Below are 20,406 nucleotides of genomic sequence, written 5' to 3' on the forward strand. Positions count from 1 at the left end.
CTACGCTGCGGGCATCGACAGACAACGCATCGCCATGAATTCGCTCCGCGCAGCGCGCTATCCCAAATGCATCGCCACCGTGTGCCTGTCCGGCACGCTGCCTGAAAAGCTGGAGGCGGCGGCCGCTGCCGGTTTTGATGGCATCGAGATCTTCGAAAACGATCTGCTGAACTTCGACGGCTCGCCGGACCGCGTGCGCCAGATGGCGGCAGACCTTGGGCTCGCGATCATGCTGTACCAGCCGTTCCGTGACTTCGAAGCCATGCCGCGTGAGTTGTTCGCCCGAAACCTGGCGCGCGCCGAGCGCAAGTTCGACGTGATGGCCGAACTGGGCGTCGAGACGGTGCTGGTATGCAGCAACGTGCAGGACATCGCCATCGACGACCCGGCGCGCGCAGCAGACGATCTGCGCCAGATGGCGGAAGCTGCGGCCGGGCGTGGGCTGCGTGTGGGCTACGAGGCGCTGGCATGGGGGCGGCACACGCGAACCTGGCGGCAAGCGTGGCAAATCGTGCAGCAGGCTGACCACCCGGCGCTCGGGCTGATTCTCGACAGCTTCCATACGCTGTCGCTGGGCGACACGTTGGATGGCCTCCACAACGTGCCGGCGGACAAGCTCTTCTTCGTGCAGTTTGCCGATGCGCCAAGGCTGTCGATGGACGTACTGTCCTGGAGCCGGCATCACCGTAACTTCCCGGGGCAGGGCGACCTGCCGGTGACGGACTTTGCGCGCGACTTGCTTGCTGCGGGCTATACCGGGCCCTTGTCGCTCGAAGTCTTCAATGACGATTTCCGCTCCGCGCCCGCGCGGCTCACGGCGCTGGATGGCATGCGTTCACTACTCTGGCTGGAGTCCGAAGCGGGCGGGGCAGAACTGCCGGCCGCAGCTCAATTTGAAGGCGTGGACTTCCTGGAGTTTGCCGTGGATGCCGCGGCAGGGCGGGAGCTTGAAACGCGCCTGCGTGCGCTGGGTTTTGCCTTTGCCGGGCACCATCGCTCCAAGGCCGTTGACCTGTATCGGCAAGGCCGCGTCAACGTGATCCTGAACATGGAGCAGGACAGCGCGGCGTCGGAGCATTTCGAGCTGCACGGGCCGTCTGTCTGCGCGATCGGCCTGAAGGTGGACGACGCCGAGCGCGCCATGGCACGCGCACGTGTGCTGTGCGCCCAGGAGTGGCGCGGGCCGGTGGGGCCTGCCGAACGCAGCATTCCCGCGCTGCGGGCCCCCGATGGCACGCTGCTCTATCTGATCGACGACCGCCAAGCCGATCGCAGCATCTACGAAAGCGATTTCGTTCTCCATCCTGGCATGCAGGACGATGCAGCGGGATTGGCATCAATCGACCACGTCGCGCACGCGCTGCCCGCACATCGGCTCGACAGCTTCGTGCTGTTCTACCGGGCCATCTTCGGCATGGAAGCCGAACCCGAACAGGAGATTGCCGACCCGTACGGCCTAGTCAAAAGCCGTGCGATGGTGAGCCCCGACCGCAACGTGCGGATTCCGCTCAACGTATCGGAGAGCGGGCGCACCGCCACCGGCCGGTTCATTGCCGCCTACGCGGGCTCGGGCGTGCATCACATTGCCTTCCGCACCGAGCGGCTGTTCGAAACGATTGAGGCCATCGACCGAGGCGCCGCCCACCTGCAGCACGTGCCAGAGAACTACTACGACGACGTTGCCGCCCGCCTGGGGCTGGACGATGCGCTGCTCACCCGCCTGCACGACGATGGTCTGCTCTACGACCGCGACCCGCACGGCGATTTTCTGCACACCTACACCGAGCCCTTTCGCGAGCGCTTCTTCTTCGAGCTTGTCCAGCGCAACGGCTACCTGGGCTACGGCGCGGCAAACGCCGCTGTGCGCATGGCCGTACAGGCGCAACTGAGCCGCACCACCACCAATACGGCTGATCACTGAGTCACGAAGACTTTGGCGCTCGCGGTCGTGCGGCCGTGGGCGTTATCCACGCAACACCACGGCTGCGCGGGCAGCCGTTGCACATCCATCCCCATCACATCAAAGAGGAGACAAGGGAGCCATGAACAAGACAATGATTGCCGCATTGGTGCTCGGAGCCACGAGCCTGCCAGCGGCAGCGCAAACCACCGGCGGTGTCACGCTCTACGGGCTGATCGACACCACCATCCGCTACAGCACGCACGAAAACGCGGCAGGCAACAGCAATCTGCAGATGATGGACGGCGTGCTGACCGGTAGCCGCTGGGGCCTGCGTGGCACCGAAGACCTGGGTGGCGGCACCAAGGCCATGTTCATCCTGGAATCGGGCTTCTTCCCCGATACCGGCGGCAGCCAGCAGGGCGGGCGCCTGTTCGGACGCACCGCGGTGGTGGGCCTGGAAGGCGACTACGGCAAGCTCTACCTCGGCCGGCAATACACGCTGGCGCATGAAGTGCTGTCTTCGTACGAAGCGATGGCGTTCGCCAACAACTCCATCGTCGGCTATCAGGGCGGCAACTACACCGGCCTGCGCTACGACAACACGGTCAAGTACATCAAGTCGTTCGGCGGCCTGCAACTTGCCGGAGCATGGACCTTTGGTGAAGCGGCAGGCAGCTTCAGCAAGAGTTCGGCCGGCGCCGGCTCGGTCGTCTACAGCATGGGGTCGGCTGAAGTGGGCGCGGTGTATCAGGTCACGCGCGATGTGTCGTCGGCGTTCTTCGGCGCGGTGCCGGCGGCGCTTGCCAGCAAGCAGACGGTCTGGGGTTTTGGCGGCAAGCTGGATACCTCGATTGCCACGTGGTACCTCGGCTACACGAACAGCCGCCTCGACGTGGCCGACTACAAGAACCAGGCCGCCTATGTGGGCGCAAAGGTGCCGATCTCCGGCGCACTGAGCTTCATCGGCACCGTGCAGTACGACTGGATGAAGCACCTCGATTCCAGCGGCAAGCGCCTGACCACCGCCGGCATGCTCGACTACGCCTTCAGCAAGCGCACCGATGTGTATGCCGAGGTGGACTACACGCATCTGCAGGGGAGTTGGGTGGCGTTGGACAGCGCCGCCGCGTTCAACAACTCCGGCAACCTGTACGGCAACAACTCGCGCTTGGGCGTGATGCTGGGCGTGCGACACAAGTTCTGATCGCTTGGATCGTTCTCGCAATGAAAAAGCCCGCCAGCGTCCCGGCGGGCTTTTTCGTTTTCTGCGATCAATGCACCGGGCAATCTCGCGCGATCACGTCGCCCACCATCGCGGCAGTGGCGCCGGACAGCGTCCAGCCGAGGTGCCCGTGGCCTGTGTTGTAGAACACGCGCGCGTGCCTGCCACGGCCGACGCGCGGCATCATGTCCGGCATCATCGGGCGCAAGCCGGCCCAGGGCACCACGCGCGACGTGCCAATCGCAAAGTTGCGGCGCGTCCAGGCCACCAGGGGTTCGATGCGGTCGGCGCGGATGTCGCGGTTGTAGCCATTGAACTCCGCCGTGCCGGCCACGCGGAACCGGCCAGTGCCCAAGCGGCTTGTCACGATCTTCGCGCTCTCATCCAGCAGGCTGACCCACGGCGCGCCTTGCACGCTGGCTTCATCGTCCAGGTGCACCGTGATCGAATAACCCTTGACCGGATACACGTTGATGCGATCGCCCACCAGTTGCGCGATATGCCGGCTGCCCACGCCCGCGCAGACGACCATCGCATCGGCGGCAAGGTCCTGAACGATATTCGCCGCACTGGTGGAAAGGCGGTCATCCAGCGTGGTCTGCAGCAGGAGGCTGACGCCGCCTTCAGTGGTTTGCACATCGCGCACATCCACGCCTTGCATGAAGCGCACGCCGCGCCTTTCGCAGGCCTGCGCAAGGCCCCGCGTGAACTTGTGGATGTCACCGGTGGCGTCGGATTCGGTGAAGTAGCCGCCGTAGTAGTTGCCGCGTAGCGTCGGCTCAATGGCGGCAATCTCCTCGGGGCTCACGGCGTGGCGCTCAAGGCCGCCGGCGACGAGCAGGGCGTTGGCCTTGCCTGCTGCCGCAAAGCTGGCCTTGTCGTGATAGACGTGCAGAATGCCGCGCTTCTGCAGGTCGAAATCGATCTGCTCGCGTTCCGCCATCGCAAACAGATGCTTGCGTGCCTCGATGGCCATGCGTGTGGTTTCGATGGTGTTGCGGCGGTAGTGCGCGATGCTGGCCACGAACTCGCCGATCCACGAGTATTTGTGCCACGAGGGCTTGGGATTGAGCAGCAGCGGGGCATCGTTGCGCAGCATCCATTTGATGCCCTTGAGCAGCGTGCCAGTGCTGTTCCAGACTTCAGCGTTGCTGGCGGAAAGCTGCCCGCCGTTGGCGAACGATGTTTCCATGGCCGGATACAGGTGGCGGTCGAGTACCGTGACCTGATAACCGAGTTGCGAGAGCGTGTAAGCAGTGGTGACGCCGGATATGCCGGCGCCGACGATGACGATGTGCGTCATGGCGGTCCCTATGGAGTGATGTCATGACCGGACGATCCGGTCGGCTCACCCCATCTGTCTTGGGACCTGAGAGCTTGGGCGTCAGCAGCGCTGGCGCCTTCCCCTTCGGTGGGCGCGCGCGTGCACGCCTCTCTCCAGATTCGCAGTCGACGCCACAGTCCTTTTGCCTGAGAGTTTCCGGGGTGGTTGCTCCATCGGCGCCGGGCGTTGCGCGCGTGTGCGTTGAGCCCGGTCTCTCCTGCGGCGTGTTGCAGCTGTCGTTGGAGCGTCAGCCGCGCCTGCGTGCTGCCGGTGTGGGCAGCGGGAGGGAGTGTGTCATGGGTCGTGACGTTCGGCAAGTCGGGCTGCCCCGTAGGCAACGGCCGGCGTGTCGTCCTTCAGGTCGACGCCACTGCGGCCCAGCGCCAGCGCGCCGTTGAGCAGGAACACCAGCCGGGTCGCTGCCTGGTCATAGGTCAGACCTGCCGGCCGCACATTGGAGATGCAGTTCCGCTCCGCATCGGAACGGCCAACACGCGGGGCGTAGGTCAGGTAAATGCCTAGGCTGTCAGGCGAACTCAACCCTGGCCGCTCACCGATCAGCATCACCACCTGCCGCGCGCCCAGCAGTGCACCGATCTCATCCCCCAGCGCAACCCGGGACTGCTCTGCGATGGCGACTGGCCCGATCGACCAGCCGGCCGGCAGACGCTCACGCACGCTGCATAGCAGCGGCACTGCATGGCTTTGCACCGCCAATGCGGAGAGCCCATCGGCAATCACGAAGACAACGTCGAACGGCTGCGCTGGCCGCAACGCGCCAAGTCTTGCGCGGCTGGCCTCGTCAAGGCGGCGGCCAAGGTCGGGACGGCGCAGGTATTCCGCGCGATCGGCTGCCGCGCTGTGCGCCGTCACCGCCGTGAAGCCCGCTTCGCCCAGTGCGGTCGCCACCGCTGCGCTATCGAGCGGCAGGTGCACGGCGTCGCGCGCCTGGGCATGCGCCACGCCAAACGCCAGCACGGCGTCGGTCGTCTGGCTGTTGCCGGCGCGGCCCAGCGCGATACGGGCGTCGGTAAAGGCGCGCAGGTGCGCCCACGGATTCAGCTGGACGAGGGTGTGTTTCGGCATGTCTGGCTTCCCCACGGAATTCACAGTGCGTGAGCCAACTGCAGCAGCGGTTGCCGCGCCGTGGCGTCTTGCAGGCGGCCGGCAGCATCGACGATGCCCATGCTTTGTAGCCACGCCTCGAACTCCGGTGCGGGTCGCAACCCCAGCATGTCGCGCAGATAGAGCGCGTCATGGAACGACGTACTCTGGTAATTCAGCATGATGTCGTCAGCGCCCGGCACGCCCATGATGAAATGGATGCCCGCCACGCCAAACAGCGTGAGCAGCGTATCCATGTCGTCCTGATCGGCTTCTGCGTGGTTGGTATAGCAGACGTCGCAGCCCATCGGCAGGCCCATCAGCTTGCCGCAGAAGTGGTCTTCCAATCCAGCGCGGATGATCTGCTTGCCGTCGTACAGATACTCCGGCCCGATAAAGCCGACCACCGTATTGACCAGCAGCGGCGAGAACGCCCGCGCCACCGCATACGCGCGCGCTTCCATGGTCTGCTGATCCACACCGTGGTGTGCGTTGGCCGACAGCGCGCTGCCCTGGCCGGTCTCGAAATACATCACGTTGTTGCCGACCGTGCCGCGCGCCAGGCTCTGCGCGGCGTCATGGGCCTCGGCCAGCAAGGCGAGGCTGATGCCGAATCGCGCGTTGGCCTGTTCGCTGCCCGCCACCGACTGGAACATCAGGTCGACCGGCGCACCTTGGTCAATGGCGCGCACCGTGTTCGTCACGTGCGTCAGTACGCAAGACTGCGTGGGAATGGCGTAGCGATTGCGCAGTTCGTCAACCAATTGCAGCAGCGAAACGATGGCGCCGAGATTGTCGCCGGCCGGGTTGATGCCGATGGTCGCGTCGCCGCAGCCATAGAGCAGGCCATCGATGATCGATGCAGCAATGCCTTTGGGGTCATCCGTCGGGTGGTTGGGCTGCAGCCGGACCGACAACCGGCCGGGCAAACCGATGGTGTTGCGAAAGCGCGTGACCACGCGGCACTTGCGCGCCACGGCGACCAGATCCTGGTTGCGCATCAGCTTGCTGACCGCGGCGGCCATTTCCGGCGTGACGCCGGTCGCGACGCTTGCCAGTGTCTGGCTGTCGGTCTCATGCAGGAGCAGCCAGTTGCGGAATTCCCCCACTGTGAGCGAGGCGATCGGCTGGAAGGCCTGCGCGTCGTGCCGATCAAGAATCAGGCGCGTGACCTCGTCGTCTTCATAGGGCACCAGCGCTTCGTTGAGAAACACCGACAGCGGCACATCCGCCAGCGCCATGCGCGCGGCCATGCGTTCGCCTTCGCTGGCGGCTGCCAAGCCAGCCAGATAGTCGCCCGAACGCGACGGGCTGGCCTTGGCCAGCAGCGTCTTGAGATCGTTGAACACATGGCGCTGTGCGCCAATGGTGTGGTCAAAGTGCATGATAGGATACCCGGCAGAGTCCAATGGCGGTGACGGCGATGCCTATCCTGCCACTTTAGTTGCCTTCCAAGCCATGGCGGCAATGTTCTAATACGGGTTTCTCAAACGTCGATATCCCGCGCCAATGACCGCTTCCGCCACACCGTCCCGTACACATCAAGCGGGCTCTGCCATGGAAGTGCTGGCGGTCTTTCTCAAGCTGGGCCTCACGAGCTTCGGCGGCCCTGTCGCGCATATCGGCTACTTCCGCCGCGAGTTCGTGGAGCGCCGCCGTTGGCTGGACGACGTAACATTCACCGATCTGGTCGGGCTGTGCCAGTTTCTGCCGGGGCCTGCCAGCAGCCAGGTCGGGTTTTCCGTCGGCCTGCTCCGGGCCGGCTGGCGCGGCGGGTTGGCGGCGTGGTGCGGCTTTACGCTGCCTTCCGTCTTGTTGCTGCTGGCATTTGCGATGCTCGCGCCGAGCCTCGGCGGCCCGTTTGGCGCGGGCCTGATCCACGGTTTGAAGCTGGTTGCCGTTGCTGTGGTGGCGCAGGCCGTGTGGGACATGGCGCGCAAGCTCTGTCCAGACTGGCAGCGCGCAGGCATCGCGGTACTCAGCATCGCCGTGCTTGGCGCGTTGACGACCGTCTACGCGCAACTTGTCGTGATTGCGCTTGGCGCCGCGCTGGGCCTGGTGTTGTGCCGGACATCCCTTCCGGCCAGCGGTAGCCAGAGGGCAGGGCAGGAGGCCGCATTCCGCGTGTCTCACGTGGCCAGCATCGTCAGCCTGGCGTTGTTCTGCGCGCTGCTGTTCGGACTTCCGGTTCTGACGGATCTTCATCCGTGGATGCCCGCGAAGGTATTCGACGCGTTCTATCGTTCGGGTGCATTGGTTTTTGGGGGCGGGCACGTCGTGCTTCCGTTGCTGGAGCAGCAGACGGTCGCGACCGGTTGGGTGGCATCGAACGATTTTTTGGCTGGCTACGGTGCCGCACAGGCCGTGCCGGGGCCGCTCTTCACCTTCGCCGCTTTCCTCGGTTGGACGATCGGCCCCGGGCTCAATCACTGGGCCGGTGCTGCCCTCGCTACGGTGGGTATTTTCCTGCCGGGCTTGCTGTTGGTCATCGCGGCGTTGCCTTACTGGCAGGGATTGCGCGCGCGCCCGTCCATGGCAGCGTTGCTTGCGGGGGTGAATGCCGCAGTGGTTGGGTTGCTGGCGTTTGCCCTTTACACGCCGGTCTGGACGAGCGCCGTGCGGTCATGGCTCGATTTTGCCGTCGCGGCGATTGCGTTCCTGCTGCTGACGCAATGGAAAACGCCACCGCTGATCGTGGTGGCGTTCTGTGCGGCGGCGGGTGTTGCCGCTGCCATGCTGGGTTGAATCACGCGCTTCCTGCGGGCGGCAACCGGTAGCTGCGCAGGGCAGGGGCGTCATTCATCCATCAGCCGAACCCTGACCTTCTTGCCCTTCAACGTGCCGGCGTTGAGCTTGCGCAGCGCGTCGCGCGCGATGCCGCGTTCGACCGCAACGTACGTCGAGAATTCGGTCACGTTGATCTTGCCGATCTGGTCGCCGCGAAAACCCGCATCGCCGGTCAGCGCACCCAGCACATCGCCGGGGCGGATCTTCTCCTTGCGGCCGCCGAGAATCTGCAGCGTTTCCATTGGCGGCAGCAGTGGTGCGTCATTGCCGGTATCCAGCTCGTCGAGCTGGTGCCATTCGACCTCGCGGCCCATCGCCTCTTCGATATTGCCGACGCGGCCCATCTCATCCATGCTGGCGAGGCTCAGCGCCCAGCCGTTCTCATCGGCGCGGCCTGTGCGGCCAATCCGGTGCACGTGCACTTCGGGATCGGGCGTCACGTCAACGTTGATCACCGCTTCAAGCTGGGCGATATCGAGCCCTCGCGCGGCAACGTCGGTCGCAACCAGCACTGAGCAACTGCGGTTCGCGAACTGGATCAACACCTGGTCGCGCTCACGCTGTTCGAGTTCGCCATGCAGCGCAAGCGCGTGAATGCCCTGCGCGCGCAACACGTCGAGCAGGTCTCGGCATTGCTGCTTCGTGTTGCAGAACGCGAGCGTGCTGACCGGACGGTAGTGCTTGAGCAGTTGCCCCACCGCATGCAGCCGCTGGCTGTCGGTCACCTCGTAGAAGCGCTGGCGGATCTTGCTGTCGTCGTGGCGCTCTTCGAGCTTCACTTCCTTCGGGTTGCGCAGAATCCGCTGGCTCAGCTTTGCAATACCTTCCGGGTACGTCGCCGAGAACAGCAGCGTTTGCCGGTCGGCCGGGCATTGGCGCACGACCGTCGCAATGTCATCGAAGAAACCCATGTCGAGCATGCGGTCTGCTTCGTCCAGCACCAGCGTCTTCAGTGCACCGAGCGCGAGATTGCCGCGCTCCAGATGGTCCATGATGCGGCCCGGCGTGCCGACGATGACGTGGGCGCCGTGCTCCAGGCTTGCGGCCTGCGGGCGCATCGGTGTGCCGCCGCACAGCGTCAGCACCTTCACGTTTTCTTCGGCACGGGCCAGGCGGCGGATCTCCTGCGCCACCTGATCGGCAAGTTCGCGCGTAGGGCACAGCACCATCGCCTGCACGTCGAAGCTGCGCGCGTCGAGCCGTGCGAGCAGGGCCAGCGCAAACGCAGCGGTTTTGCCGCTGCCCGTTTTTGCCTGCGCGATCAGATCGTGGCCGGCAAGGGCGATCGGCAGGCTTGCGGCCTGGATCGGCGTCATGTCGGTATAGCCTAGCTGCGCAAGGTTCGCGAGCACAGCCGGGGCGAGCGCTAGGGTGCTGAAGGGCGTGGCGGTCGGTTCGAGGGTCATGTTGTTGCGCTGGGTCACTTGTACGGCTTGCCTTCGAGTTGTTCGTAGACGACGGTGCCGTCGGCAGCTTCGAAGCGTTCGACATAGTTGCGTGCGCCGCACAGCGCACAGCGGAACAGCGGCCCTTGGCCCTCGTCTTTGATCACGACGTCGGAAAGCTGCCACTGCGTGCCGCAGCTCTGGTTGATGCAAATGAACACGGTTTTCTCTAAATGGATGTTGTGTTGCGCCTCGATGACGAGGTGGTAGTCAGGGGCTGCGAGTGCACCGATATGAATCCAGATGGGTACCTCAACCACAAATGGCTTTGCCGCGCCATTTGCAGGAGTTTGCACTGCCCTGGGCCTATTTTGGCCCGAGCAGTGGAGATTGCATCTCGTCTGATGGAGTCGGCGCGTTGCGCTCAATGCATCCTGTGGTTGCGACAGATTCGCGGGCACAACCTGGAGCGCGATGGAAATCTGGGCCCGATGTTGCAGACCGCCGCGTTTTCCCCGCCGGACTCTAACACACCCATTTAGGCCGGTGGCCCGTTGACCGGGCCTCTTGGAATCCGCGGTTCCAGCCGGAACCGAGCGGCATCGGCGCGATATGAAAGCAGCGCGCTCATGTCCACTCCCAACCGCGGAACTCCGTCGCCACCGCCACTGCGACGACTGGCAGGCAACCGCAGATGTCGTTTCTGTGAAACCACCTAGAGTCGGCCCTCTTGTCCCAGTTTGAGGTGCATCAAGTCCGGGCCGTAGCCCCTGGCATCTAATGGATTGCATATTTCGCAATCGTTTGACGCCCCGACCATGCGCACCGCCCCCGTGCCGTCTTCGCCGACTGCAGAGCAGATCGACCTACCATTTCACGCGGCGCTTGCCCGCGCGTCCAATTCGCTTTCGATTGCATCAATGCAACTGGCCCTGTTCGATTGGGCGCTGCATCTGGCCGGCTCACCGGGCAAGCGGCTGGATCTGTGGCGATTGGCGCTAACGCAGGCCCAACAACTCGAGGGTTACATCCGGAACTGCATGGCGTCCGGCCCTCAGAACGCGTGTCTTTGCGTCCAGCCGCCGGCCCGCGACCGTCGTTTCGCGGCCGACGAGTGGCGCCTGTGGCCGTTCAACGTGCTGCACCAGTCCTTCCTATTGACAGAACAATGGTGGGAGGCCGCCACGCGCGGCGTGTGGGGTGTCGCCAAGCACCATGAGGACGTGGTCGCCTTTGCTGCGCGTCAATGGCTCGACATGATGTCGCCGGGCAACCAATTGGCAACCAACCCCATTGTCCTGCGCCGGACCTTTGAGCAGCACGGCACCAACCTTGTGCGCGGCGCGCTCAATGCGCTTGACGATCTGGAGCGCTCCATGAGCGGCGCGCCGGCTGCCGGTACCGAACGCTTTATGGTGGGCCGCGATGTGGCCATCACGCCCGGCAAGGTGGTCTTGCGCAACCGCCTGATCGAGTTGATCCAGTACGCACCGGCTACGGGCAAGGTCCAGGCCGAGCCCATCCTGATCGTGCCGGCCTGGATCATGAAGTACTACATCCTGGATCTGTCGCCGCAGAACTCGCTGATCCGCTATCTGGTCGAGCAGGGCCATACCGTGTTCTGCATCTCCTGGAAGAACCCCGACGAGGCGGATCGCGCCCTCGACATGGATGACTACCTCAAGCTCGGCGTCTTTGCCGCGCTCGATGCCGTCAATGCCATCGTGCCGGGCCAGCGCGTCCACGCCGCCGGCTACTGCCTGGGGGGCACGTTATTGGCCATCGCTGCGGCTGCCATGGCACGCGATGGCGATGCACGGCTGGCGTCCATGACGCTCTTTGCCGCGCAGACTGACTTTTGCGAGCCGGGCGAACTGGGCCTGTTCATCGACGAGGCACAGGTCAGCCTGCTTGAAGCGCAGATGGAGCAGACCGGCTATCTGCGCGCCAGCCAGATGGCCGGGGCTTTCCAGATGCTGCGCTCATACGACTTGCTGTGGTCGCGCCTGGTGGGCGAATACTTGCTGGGCGACCGCGCACCCATGAACGATCTGATGGCCTGGAACGCCGATGCCACGCGCATGCCCGCGCGCATGCACAGCCAGTACCTGCGGCATCTTTTCCTGAACGACGACCTGAGCGAGGGCCACTATCCCGTCAACGGCAAGCCGGTGGCACTCAACGAGATCGATTTGCCCATCTTCGTGGTGGGCACGCTGACCGACCACGTGGCGCCCTGGCGCTCCGTCTACAAGCTGCATCACCTGACCGAGGCGGAGCTGACGTTCGTGTTGACCAGCGGCGGTCATAACGCCGGCATCGTCAGCCCGCCCACCAACTCGCATCGAAGGTTCCAGATGCAGACACGCCACACAGGCGAGACATCGGCGGGGCCGGATGACTGGCTGGCATCGGCGCCCGCCACCGACGGTTCGTGGTGGCCGGCGTGGCACGCATGGCTCGTTGCACATGCATCGGGCTCCGCGCTGGTCAAACCGCCGAAGATGGGCGTTCCAGGATTGCCGCCACTGGCCGACGCGCCCGGCACCTACGTGCTGGAGAAATAGATGCGTGTGGAGAAACAACGCGGGGATCTGGTCCAAGGTCTGGTCGATGGGACTGGTGGTGTGGCCTCAATGTCTGGCCATCTGCGTAATCGGCACCGTGCTGTTTCTCGCATCATTGACACGCTTTCGCCAAACCATCAGCCAGATGGCTTAAGGAGCCCAACATGGATACACCCGCCAACGTTCCTCTCGCGCTTCAAAAGGCGCAGATTGCATTCGGACTGCAGACGTTGGGTCTGCTCAAGGCAACGCGGCAGCGCTGGTATGAACTCGGCGCCGAGCTGCTGGCCGCAGACGTTGCCCGCACGGAGTCTGCGCTGGCCGACCTGCAAAGCGTCGAGGATTGGAACGCGTTTGCTGCGCTGCTACCCAACGCATTCTGGCAGAGCAGCCAGCGGGCCATGGATGTGCTGCAAGGGGTGCTGCAGACCGCCATCTCGAACCAGTCGAGCTTCGTGGCGGATTACCAACGCGTCATGCTGGAATGGCAGCAGGCTTCCGTCCGGGCGCTGAGCACGGCCGGCAATGCCATGCCGATCCACACGGCGCTGCAGGGGATGCTGTCGACGTGGGGCTTGCCGGGCGATGCATTGCCGCGTTCCGCAAGCGAGCAGTCGAACCCGACCCTTTTGCGTGCCTCCGGCAAGGGCGACGGTCAACTCCGCAAAACTTACTGACGAGCGCACATGGGCCCCGATCATTTGCCTGCACCGCCGGCGCTGCTGCCGGGCAGCGACCTTAGCGTGGTGCGCAATCGCACCTTTGACGAAATTGCCGTTGGCGACACTGCGGCCATCCTGCGCACCCTCACGGCGGAGGACATCCAGCTCTTTGCCGTGCTGTCCGGGGACGTCAACCCGCAGCACCTCGACCCCGAATTTGCCGCATCCACGCGCTTTCACGGCGTGATCGCCCACGGCATGCTGGGCGGAGCACTCATTTCCGCCTTGCTCGGGACCCGTTTGCCCGGCCCGGGAACGATCTACCTTGGGCAGACGCTGCAATTCCTTGCACCGGTGCGCGTGGGCGACACGTTGACCATCCGCGTGACGGTGGTCAGCAAAGAGGACGAAAGAAAGCGGGTCACGCTGGCATGCACGTGTACAAACGACAGCGGCACGGTGGCCATCACGGGCGAGGCCGAGGTCATCGCGCCCACCGAGCGGATCGAGCGTCCGCGCACCACACTGCCGGATGTGCGTATCACCACCGGCAGTGATGGTATGCACCGGCTGCTCGACCATGTGCGACCTCTTGGTGCAGTCCGCATGGCCATCGTCCACCCGTGCGATGCGCTGAGCCTGACAGCCGTGATGGACGCGCACGCTGAAGGCCTGATCGTGCCTTGCCTCGTCGCGCCATACGCCAAGCTGATGCGCGTAGCCGCCGATGCCGGCCTTGACCTCCGTGGCATAGAGATTGAAGACGTGCCGCACAGCAGCGCCGCTGCCACCCGCGCGGTGGAGCTTGTCACGCAGGGCAGGGCAGAGGCGCTCATGAAGGGCAGCCTGCATACCGATGAATTGATGGCAGCGGTCGTGCGCGACGAAGCGGGGCTGCGTACCAAGCGCCGGATCAGCCATTGTTTCCTGATGCAGTCGCCCGCGTATCCGCGGCCGTTTATCGTGACGGACGCCGCCATCAACATCGCGCCGACCCTCGATCAGAAGGCGGACATCGTCCGCAACGCCATCGATCTGGCCCATGCGATTGGCGTGGAACGCCCCCGGGTGGCGATCCTTGCGGCGGTCGAGACCGTGAACCCGCGCATGCCGGCCACGCTCGATGCGGCCGCACTGTGCAAGATGGCGGACCGCGGCCAGATTGAAGGCGGTGTGCTGGACGGGCCACTGGCTTTCGATAACGCGGTATCTGCCGCTGCAGCGCGCATCAAGGGCATCGTCTCGGAAGTGGCAGGGCAGGCCGATGTGCTGGTGGTGCCCGATCTGGAAAGCGGCAACATGCTCGCCAAACAGTTGGAATACCTTGGCGGGGCTGCCAGCGCGGGCATTGTGCTCGGCGCCCGCGTGCCCATTGTGTTGACCAGCCGTGCCGACTCGCGTGAATCGCGCATCGCGTCGTGCGCGCTTGCCACCTTGCTGGCTCACCGCTACCGCAGCTTGCCGCCATGAACGATTGCATCGTCGTACTGAATTGCGGCTCATCGAGCATCAAGTTTGCGTTGTTCGATGCCACCTTGGACCCGTTGCCGCGTGCGCCCATGTGGAACGGCAAAGTGGAGGGGATCGGCACTGAACACCCCACGGCGACAGAGGCTGGCGCGCCGACACAGGCGCTGGAGCTTGACGGTGTACAGCCGTATCACGCCGCGCTCATGCACATTCGCCAGCGTGTCGAGCAAAGGCTGGAAGGCCGCCGGCTGAAGGCCGTGGCCCATCGGGTGGTGCATGGCGGCGCCAAGTACTTTGCGCCGGTACGCGTGAGCGCGGAGGTGCTTTCCGATCTGCGCAGCTACATTCCGCTGGCGCCGCTGCATCAGCCGTTTGCATTGGAAGCCATCGAGGCGCTTCTGTCGGGCTTGCCCGACGTGCCGCAAGTTGCTTGCTTCGATACCGCGTTCCACAACACGCTGCCACAGGTCGAGACGATGCTGCCGTTGCCTTACAGTGCATGGGAGCGTGGCCTGCGGCGTTATGGCTTTCATGGGCTGTCGTACGAGTACATGTCGATGGCCTTGCCCGAACGGCATGGCGACATCGCCCGCGGGCGAACCATCGTCGCGCACCTGGGCAGCGGCGCCAGCCTGTGTGCAATGCACGGGCTGAAGAGCGTGGCCACTACGATGGGGTTTTCCGCGCTCGAAGGCCTGATGATGGGGACGCGATGTGGCTCGCTCGATCCGGGGGCAGTGCTCTACATGATGGAGACGGAGCATCTTTCCCCAGCACAGGTCGGGCACGTGCTGTATCACGAATCGGGTCTGCTTGGCGTGTCAGGGCTGTCTTCCGACCCGCGCGACCTGATTCCGCGCGAGGCCGACAACCCGCGTGCGCAGGCAGCGCTTGCGCTCTACGTGCGCCGGATCGTCCGCGAGATCGGCGCCCTGGTAGCGGTGCTTGGTGGCCTGGATCTCTTGGTATTCACGGCCGGTATCGGCGAACACAACGCCGTACTGCGCGAACGCGTTGTGGGGGGACTTGGTTATTTGGGCGCCAACCTGGATGGCGAAGCCAACCAAGCGCATGCAGCGATCATTTCCAGTTCAGCGAGCCGGATTCGCGTGGCGGTGGAGCCTACTAATGAGGAGTGGGTGGCAGCTCGGCATGCGGTTCAATGCAATTTGCAGTGACGAGAGTGCGGCGATGTAAATCTAGGTGCAATGTCCCAGTCCGAAATGGCTATGCCGCGCCATTCGCAAGAAATCGCGCGCACTTCAGTCACGCCTGCATGTCCCGCAACACGCCCAACTCACTCGATTCGACATCATCTGCGCCAAATTCCGTCGGTGTTTTCCCTAACCTTTATTGCGTTGATTTTAGGCCAACAAGACGCTAATATTTGGCCGCAGTAACGTGTTTTGTAGGCCGCAAACACGTAATAATCGGAGATTTGTCGGGACCGAGATGTTGGGGCTGGCGCCTTGCGTGTGGCACTGCAATTGATTGTCATCCTTTGCGCCTGTACCAGCGCGTCGCCATGGCGTACCGATATCTGATCTGGTTCGCCAGCCTCGGCATGGCTTGCCCGACCGCTCTCTGCGAAGCGTCATCCATTCCATATGCAGTTCAACGTAATGAACCACGACACCCAAGCTACTGCAGCGCTCCAGGCCCGCCTGCGCGACCCTTCATTACTGGAAACGCGCGCCTGGTTGGCCTCGGGATGGCAAGAGGCGTCCGACGGACGCTCGTTTGCGGTGACCAATCCCGCCACGGGCGAGATTCTGGCCCGCGTGGCCAGTTTGAGCGGTGCCGAAGTTGAGTCTGCAATCACGGCCTCCGCACAAGCGCAGGCCGTTTGGCAGCGCCGCAGCAGCCACGAGCGGGCCAAGCTGTTGCGTGCCTGGTTCGATCTGATGATTGCCAACGCCGATGACCTAGCCCTGATCATGACCTCGGAGCAGGGCAAGCCGCTGGCCGAAGCGCGCGGCGAGATCCTTTACGCGGCGTCGTTTGTTGAGTGGTTCGCGGAAGAGGCCAAGCGCATCTACGGTGACGTCGCATCGCATCCGCAGACCGACAAGCGGATCCTCGTCATTCGCCAGCCGGTCGGCGTGTGCGCGGCCATCACGCCGTGGAATTTCCCGGCGGCGATGATCACCCGCAAGGTGGCGCCAGCCCTCGCTGCGGGCTGCTCGATTATCGTGCGGCCGGCCGACCTGACGCCGCTGACCGCGCTTGCACTGGCGGTGCTGGCCGAGCGTGCGGGCATTCCTGCCGGGGTGCTTCAAATCGTGTGTGGCCCATCGCGCGAGATCGGCGCGGTCCTGACGGCCAGCCCGGTCGTGCGCAAACTGTCCTTCACAGGCTCGACCGAGGTTGGCCGGGTGCTGATGAGCCAGTCGTCGCCGACGATCAAGCGGATGTCGCTCGAGCTGGGCGGCAACGCGCCGTTCATCGTGTTCGACGATGCCGATCTCGATGCCGCCATCGAAGGTGCGATGGCGTCGAAGTACCGCAACAGCGGCCAGACGTGCGTATGCGCCAACCGCTTTCTGGTGCAGGACGGCATCCACGATCGCTTCGTCGAGGCGCTGGTGCGCCGCGTGGCGGAGCTCAAGGTCGGCAATGGCGTGGAGCCAGGCGTGCAGCAGGGGCCGCTGATTCAGCAGTCAGCGTGCGAACACCTGCAAGCCATGATCGACGATGCCGTCGGCAAGGGCGCGAGGGTTGTCGTTGGAGGCAAGGGCCATGCATTGGGTGGCACGTTCTTCGAGCCGACCGTGATTGCCGGCGCCACGCCGGACATGCGCGTGGCGCGCGAGGAACTGTTCGGTCCGGTCGCGCCTGTGTTCCGCTTCCGCGATGAGGCAGAGGCGATTGCTATGGCCAATGACACCGAGTACGGCCTTGCCGCCTATCTCTACACCCGCGACAACGCGCGCATCTGGCGGGTTGGTGAAGCGCTGGAGTACGGCATGGTGGGCCTGAACACCGGTCTGATTTCCAACGAGGTGGCCCCGTTCGGCGGCGTGAAGCAATCCGGTCTCGGCCGTGAAGGCTCGCGATACGGCATCGACGAATACCTGGAAATCAAGTACCTGTGCGCACAGGTCTGAGCGCGGGGCAACCGACAGCACCAACGAGCAAGAGCATGGATCAGTTCCAACAGCCGGTACGTTTCGACACGGTCCCTTCCATCCTCCAGGAGTGGGGCGCCGCGCGCCGCCTCGGAGAGCTCTTGGCCGCATGGACCGAGCGCCGCAGTGTGCTGGTCGTCACCGATGGTGGCCTGCACAAGGCCGGGGTGCTGGAGAGCGCCAAGGCATCGCTGGCGACCGCCGGCTTCCGCGTGACCGTTTTCGACGAGGTCGTGGCCGATCCGCCTGAGGCGGTGCTGCTGCGTTGCGTCGAGCATGCGCGCGCGGCCCGTGTTGATCTCGTGATTGGTCTGGGTGGCGGCTCGTCGATGGACATTGCAAAGCTGGCGGCCGTGCTGGCTGTCTCCGAGCAGCCGCTGGCCGAGATGTACGGCATCGGAAACGTCAAGGGCGCACGCGTGCCGCTGGTGCAGATGCCGACCACGGCCGGTACCGGTTCGGAAGTGACCAATATCTCCATCGTGTCCGTCGGCGAGACGACCAAGATGGGAATCGTCGCGCCCCAGCTTTACGCAGACCGCGTGATCCTCGACGCCGAGCTGACCGTCGGCCTGCCGCGGCAGCACACCGCGGCCACAGGGATCGACGCCATGGTTCACGCCATCGAGGCTTACACCAGCAAGCACAAGAAGAACGCCATTTCCGACGCGCTGGCGCGTGAGGCGCTGCGCCTGCTGTCGGCCAATCTGCTGGCTGCATGCGAGAACGGTAACGACCGGCGCGCGCGCGAGGCGATGCTGCTTGGCGCGACGCTCGCGGGCCAGGCTTTCGCCAACGCGCCGGTTGCGGCCGTGCACGCGTTGGCGTATCCGCTGGGTGGGCATTTCCATATCCCGCACGGTCTGTCCAACGCGCTGATGCTTGGGCCGGTGTTGCGCTTCAACGCCGCAGCAGCGGCTGCGCAGTACGCAGAACTGGCGGGCGCGCTGGGCATCGGCGAGGCAGATCGCGATGACGATGCCCGCACCGCTGCCTTCATTGCATTCATGGAGGACCTGATGGATCGGTCCGGTGCGCCGCGGCGGCTGCGCGATGCAGGTGTCACGCGCGAAAGCCTGGCGATGCTTGCCGCGGACGCCATGCAGCAGCAGCGCTTACTACAGAACAACCCGATCGACGTGCAGCAAGCCGACGCCCTGCGGCTCTACGAACAGGCGTACTAAGGCCGGAGTGGGGCGCCCGCTGGACCAGTCAAGGCCAGCGCGCCACTGGCTGGAGAACCATGTGCTGACCTGCGCCAGGTGCGAAGCCCGACCTTCGCCTGCGATGCGCTCGGGAACAGCGCAGGCTGGCATCTATCAATCCATTGCAAAGGGACCCGTCGTCGGGCGGGGCCCGCAGTACAGGAAGCGAAGCATCATGAGTCAGGTCGAAACCAACGGTCACTACAAGGTTGTCATCCTCGGCGCCGGATTCGGCGGGCTTGGCATGGCGGCCCAGTTGAAGCGGGCGGGTATCGATGATTTCGTCGTGCTGGAAAAGCGCCCGGCGCTGGGCGGCGTTTGGCGCGACAACTCCTATCCCGGCGCGGCGTGTGACACCGAATCGCACCTCTACTGCTACAGCTTCCATCCGCATCTGCGCGTGAGTGCCATGTACGCGGGCCGCGACGAGCTGCTCGGCTACATGGAATCGCTCGCAACCCGTTTCGGACTCGATTCCCATCTGCGCTTCAACAGCGAAATCCGCGGCGCGGTCTGGGACAAGGTCGATCGCCTCTGGCGCTTCGAGCTGGCCGACGGCTCGCGCCTGACTTCGCGCTTCTTCGTGCCGGCCTGGGGGCAGCTCAACCGACCGTTGATTCCCAAGGTGCCGGGACTGGGCACCTTCAAGGGGCAGTACTTCCATTCCGCCGACTGGCGCCATGACGTGGACCTGCGCGGCAAGCGCGTCGCCAGCATTGGTAACGCGGCCAGCGCGGTGCAGTATGTTCCCGAGATTGCCCCGGTGGTGAACCATCTGACTGTGTTCCAACGCAGCGCCAACTGGATCATGCCGCGCAATCAGATTGTCTTCGCCACGGAACAGCTCGATGAATTTCAGCGCGATCCGGCCCTGTTCGAGAAGAGCCGCGAGCGGCTCCATGCATTCCGAGAGTCAGGCTTCGAGCGCACCCGCGTCGGCACCGATGCGCAGCGCGAAGGCAAGCGCCTGGCGCTGGAACATCTGGAGCGAAGCGTGGCCGACCCCGTCCTGCGTGCCAAGCTCACGCCTGACTATGAATTTGCCTGTAAGCGGATTCTGCGCTCCGACGACTACTATCCGGCCCTGACGCGCGACAACGTCACGCTCGAGACTGCCGGAATCGAGGCATTTGTCGAAGAGGGCATCCTGTCCAAGGATGGCCGCGTGCATGCTTTCGAGGTCGTGGTGTTCGGCACCGGTTTTGAGAGCCAGGCATTCCAGGGTGACCTGCAGGTCAGTGGCCTAGATGGTTCGCTGGCCGATGCCTGGGCCGACGGACCGCAAGCGTATCTCGGCATGGCAGTACCGGGCTTTCCCAATCTATTCATGATCTATGGCCCGAACACCAACCTGAACCACAACTCCATCCTGTCGATGCTGGAGATCCAGCAGCGCTACATCATCGATGCGATTCGCGGTATCGAGGCCTCGGGGGTGGATGCATGCCACGTCAGCAGGTCGCTATCCGACGACTACAACCGCGCGCTGCAGGCGGCAATGAGCGGCTCGGCATTTTCGGCCGACTGCTCAAGCTGGTACAAGAACGCCAAAGGCAAGGTCATCAACAACTGGTCCGGCACGGTGGATGAATACCGAGCGATGGCGCGCTGGGATCTCGGCGCATTCGAGCCGATCTGACGGGAGCAGG

The 20,406-nt window shown here is 64.3% G+C and carries 15 protein-coding genes and 1 riboswitch; of the genes, 10 read left to right on the forward strand and 5 right to left on the reverse strand.

The annotated features are described in order from the left end of the window. The first annotated feature begins 34 nt into the window (after positions 1–34). Positions 35–1,921: a bifunctional sugar phosphate isomerase/epimerase/4-hydroxyphenylpyruvate dioxygenase family protein gene (locus tag BEK68_RS22785; protein WP_012430328.1), complete on the forward strand. Its 1,887-nt coding sequence runs from the start codon at positions 35–37 to the stop codon at positions 1,919–1,921. A gap of 121 nt (positions 1,922–2,042) precedes the next feature. Further along, complete coding sequence (locus BEK68_RS22790; protein WP_012430329.1) at positions 2,043–3,107, forward strand: porin; 1,065 nt, start codon at positions 2,043–2,045, stop codon at positions 3,105–3,107. Between the two features lie 67 nt (positions 3,108–3,174). Here the strand turns inward: BEK68_RS22790 and BEK68_RS22795 are convergent, their stop codons facing one another. From BEK68_RS22795 to BEK68_RS22805, 3 genes are all read right to left on the reverse strand, one after another. Then, positions 3,175–4,428, reverse strand: a complete 1,254-nt coding sequence (locus BEK68_RS22795; protein ID WP_012430330.1) for a D-amino acid dehydrogenase — start codon at positions 4,426–4,428, stop codon at positions 3,175–3,177. Positions 4,429–4,573: 145 nt separating this feature from the next. Beyond that, positions 4,574–4,679: riboswitch (glycine riboswitch) on the reverse strand. Between the two features lie 64 nt (positions 4,680–4,743). Then, entirely contained in the window at positions 4,744–5,535 is a 792-nt protein-coding gene (gene eutC, locus BEK68_RS22800; RefSeq protein ID WP_012430331.1) for an ethanolamine ammonia-lyase subunit EutC, read from the reverse strand. A gap of 20 nt (positions 5,536–5,555) precedes the next feature. After that, the gene (locus BEK68_RS22805) at positions 5,556–6,938 is read right to left on the reverse strand and encodes an ethanolamine ammonia-lyase subunit EutB (protein WP_012430332.1); all 1,383 of its coding nucleotides are present in this window, start codon (positions 6,936–6,938) and stop codon (positions 5,556–5,558) included. A gap of 124 nt (positions 6,939–7,062) precedes the next feature. Here BEK68_RS22805 and chrA point away from each other — a divergent pair, with 124 nt between their 5' ends. After that, positions 7,063–8,298 (forward strand): chromate efflux transporter, encoded by a 1,236-nt coding sequence (gene chrA, locus BEK68_RS22810; RefSeq protein WP_012430333.1) that lies wholly within the window; start codon positions 7,063–7,065, stop codon positions 8,296–8,298. Between the two features lie 50 nt (positions 8,299–8,348). Here the strand turns inward: chrA and dbpA are convergent, their stop codons facing one another. Next, positions 8,349–9,746 carry an ATP-dependent RNA helicase DbpA gene (dbpA, locus tag BEK68_RS22815; RefSeq protein ID WP_012430334.1) on the reverse strand — a complete coding sequence of 466 codons (1,398 nt, stop codon included), beginning with the start codon at positions 9,744–9,746 and terminating at the stop codon, positions 8,349–8,351. Between the two features lie 14 nt (positions 9,747–9,760). Next, positions 9,761–9,946: a hypothetical protein gene (locus BEK68_RS22820; RefSeq protein WP_024542192.1), complete on the reverse strand. Its 186-nt coding sequence runs from the start codon at positions 9,944–9,946 to the stop codon at positions 9,761–9,763. Positions 9,947–10,543: 597 nt separating this feature from the next. Between BEK68_RS22820 and BEK68_RS22825 the strand changes: the two genes are divergently transcribed. From BEK68_RS22825 to BEK68_RS22855, 7 genes are all read left to right on the forward strand, one after another. Then, the gene (locus BEK68_RS22825; RefSeq protein ID WP_004627239.1) at positions 10,544–12,292 is read left to right on the forward strand and encodes a PHA/PHB synthase family protein; all 1,749 of its coding nucleotides are present in this window, start codon (positions 10,544–10,546) and stop codon (positions 12,290–12,292) included. 164 nt (positions 12,293–12,456) lie between these two features. Beyond that, a complete protein-coding gene (locus BEK68_RS22830; protein ID WP_012430335.1) occupies positions 12,457–12,969 on the forward strand; it encodes a hypothetical protein in 513 nt (170 codons plus the stop codon). 9 nt (positions 12,970–12,978) lie between these two features. Continuing rightward, complete coding sequence (locus BEK68_RS22835) at positions 12,979–14,424, forward strand: bifunctional enoyl-CoA hydratase/phosphate acetyltransferase (protein ID WP_012430336.1); 1,446 nt, start codon at positions 12,979–12,981, stop codon at positions 14,422–14,424. Beyond that, positions 14,421–15,602 (forward strand): acetate/propionate family kinase, encoded by a 1,182-nt coding sequence (locus tag BEK68_RS22840; protein WP_012430337.1) that lies wholly within the window; start codon positions 14,421–14,423, stop codon positions 15,600–15,602. The genes BEK68_RS22835 and BEK68_RS22840 overlap by 4 nt, the downstream gene beginning before the upstream one ends. Positions 15,603–16,046: 444 nt before the next feature. Next, positions 16,047–17,531, forward strand: a complete 1,485-nt coding sequence (locus BEK68_RS22845) for an NAD-dependent succinate-semialdehyde dehydrogenase (RefSeq protein ID WP_037021885.1) — start codon at positions 16,047–16,049, stop codon at positions 17,529–17,531. Between the two features lie 35 nt (positions 17,532–17,566). Continuing rightward, positions 17,567–18,736, forward strand: a complete 1,170-nt coding sequence (locus tag BEK68_RS22850) for an iron-containing alcohol dehydrogenase (RefSeq protein ID WP_012430339.1) — start codon at positions 17,567–17,569, stop codon at positions 18,734–18,736. Between the two features lie 61 nt (positions 18,737–18,797). Further along, positions 18,798–20,396: a flavin-containing monooxygenase gene (locus BEK68_RS22855; protein WP_249262955.1), complete on the forward strand. Its 1,599-nt coding sequence runs from the start codon at positions 18,798–18,800 to the stop codon at positions 20,394–20,396. The last annotated feature ends 10 nt before the right edge of the window (positions 20,397–20,406 follow it).

Source organism: Ralstonia pickettii, from assembly GCF_001699815.1.
Lineage (GTDB): Bacteria > Pseudomonadota > Gammaproteobacteria > Burkholderiales > Burkholderiaceae > Ralstonia > Ralstonia thomasii.

Coding starts and splice junctions, on each gene's coding strand:
- BEK68_RS22785 (WP_012430328.1), top strand. CDS start 35: ATGAATTCGCTCCGCGCAGCGCGCTATCCCAAATGCATCGCCACCGTG.
- BEK68_RS22790 (WP_012430329.1), top strand. CDS start 2,043: ATGAACAAGACAATGATTGCCGCATTGGTGCTCGGAGCCACGAGCCTG.
- BEK68_RS22795 (WP_012430330.1), bottom strand. CDS start 4,428: ATGACGCACATCGTCATCGTCGGCGCCGGCATATCCGGCGTCACCACT.
- eutC (WP_012430331.1), bottom strand. CDS start 5,535: ATGCCGAAACACACCCTCGTCCAGCTGAATCCGTGGGCGCACCTGCGC.
- BEK68_RS22805 (WP_012430332.1), bottom strand. CDS start 6,938: ATGCACTTTGACCACACCATTGGCGCACAGCGCCATGTGTTCAACGAT.
- chrA (WP_012430333.1), top strand. CDS start 7,063: ATGACCGCTTCCGCCACACCGTCCCGTACACATCAAGCGGGCTCTGCC.
- dbpA (WP_012430334.1), bottom strand. CDS start 9,746: ATGACCCTCGAACCGACCGCCACGCCCTTCAGCACCCTAGCGCTCGCC.
- BEK68_RS22825 (WP_004627239.1), top strand. CDS start 10,544: ATGCGCACCGCCCCCGTGCCGTCTTCGCCGACTGCAGAGCAGATCGAC.
- BEK68_RS22830 (WP_012430335.1), top strand. CDS start 12,457: ATGGATACACCCGCCAACGTTCCTCTCGCGCTTCAAAAGGCGCAGATT.
- BEK68_RS22835 (WP_012430336.1), top strand. CDS start 12,979: ATGGGCCCCGATCATTTGCCTGCACCGCCGGCGCTGCTGCCGGGCAGC.
- BEK68_RS22840 (WP_012430337.1), top strand. CDS start 14,421: ATGAACGATTGCATCGTCGTACTGAATTGCGGCTCATCGAGCATCAAG.
- BEK68_RS22845 (WP_037021885.1), top strand. CDS start 16,047: ATGAACCACGACACCCAAGCTACTGCAGCGCTCCAGGCCCGCCTGCGC.
- BEK68_RS22850 (WP_012430339.1), top strand. CDS start 17,567: ATGGATCAGTTCCAACAGCCGGTACGTTTCGACACGGTCCCTTCCATC.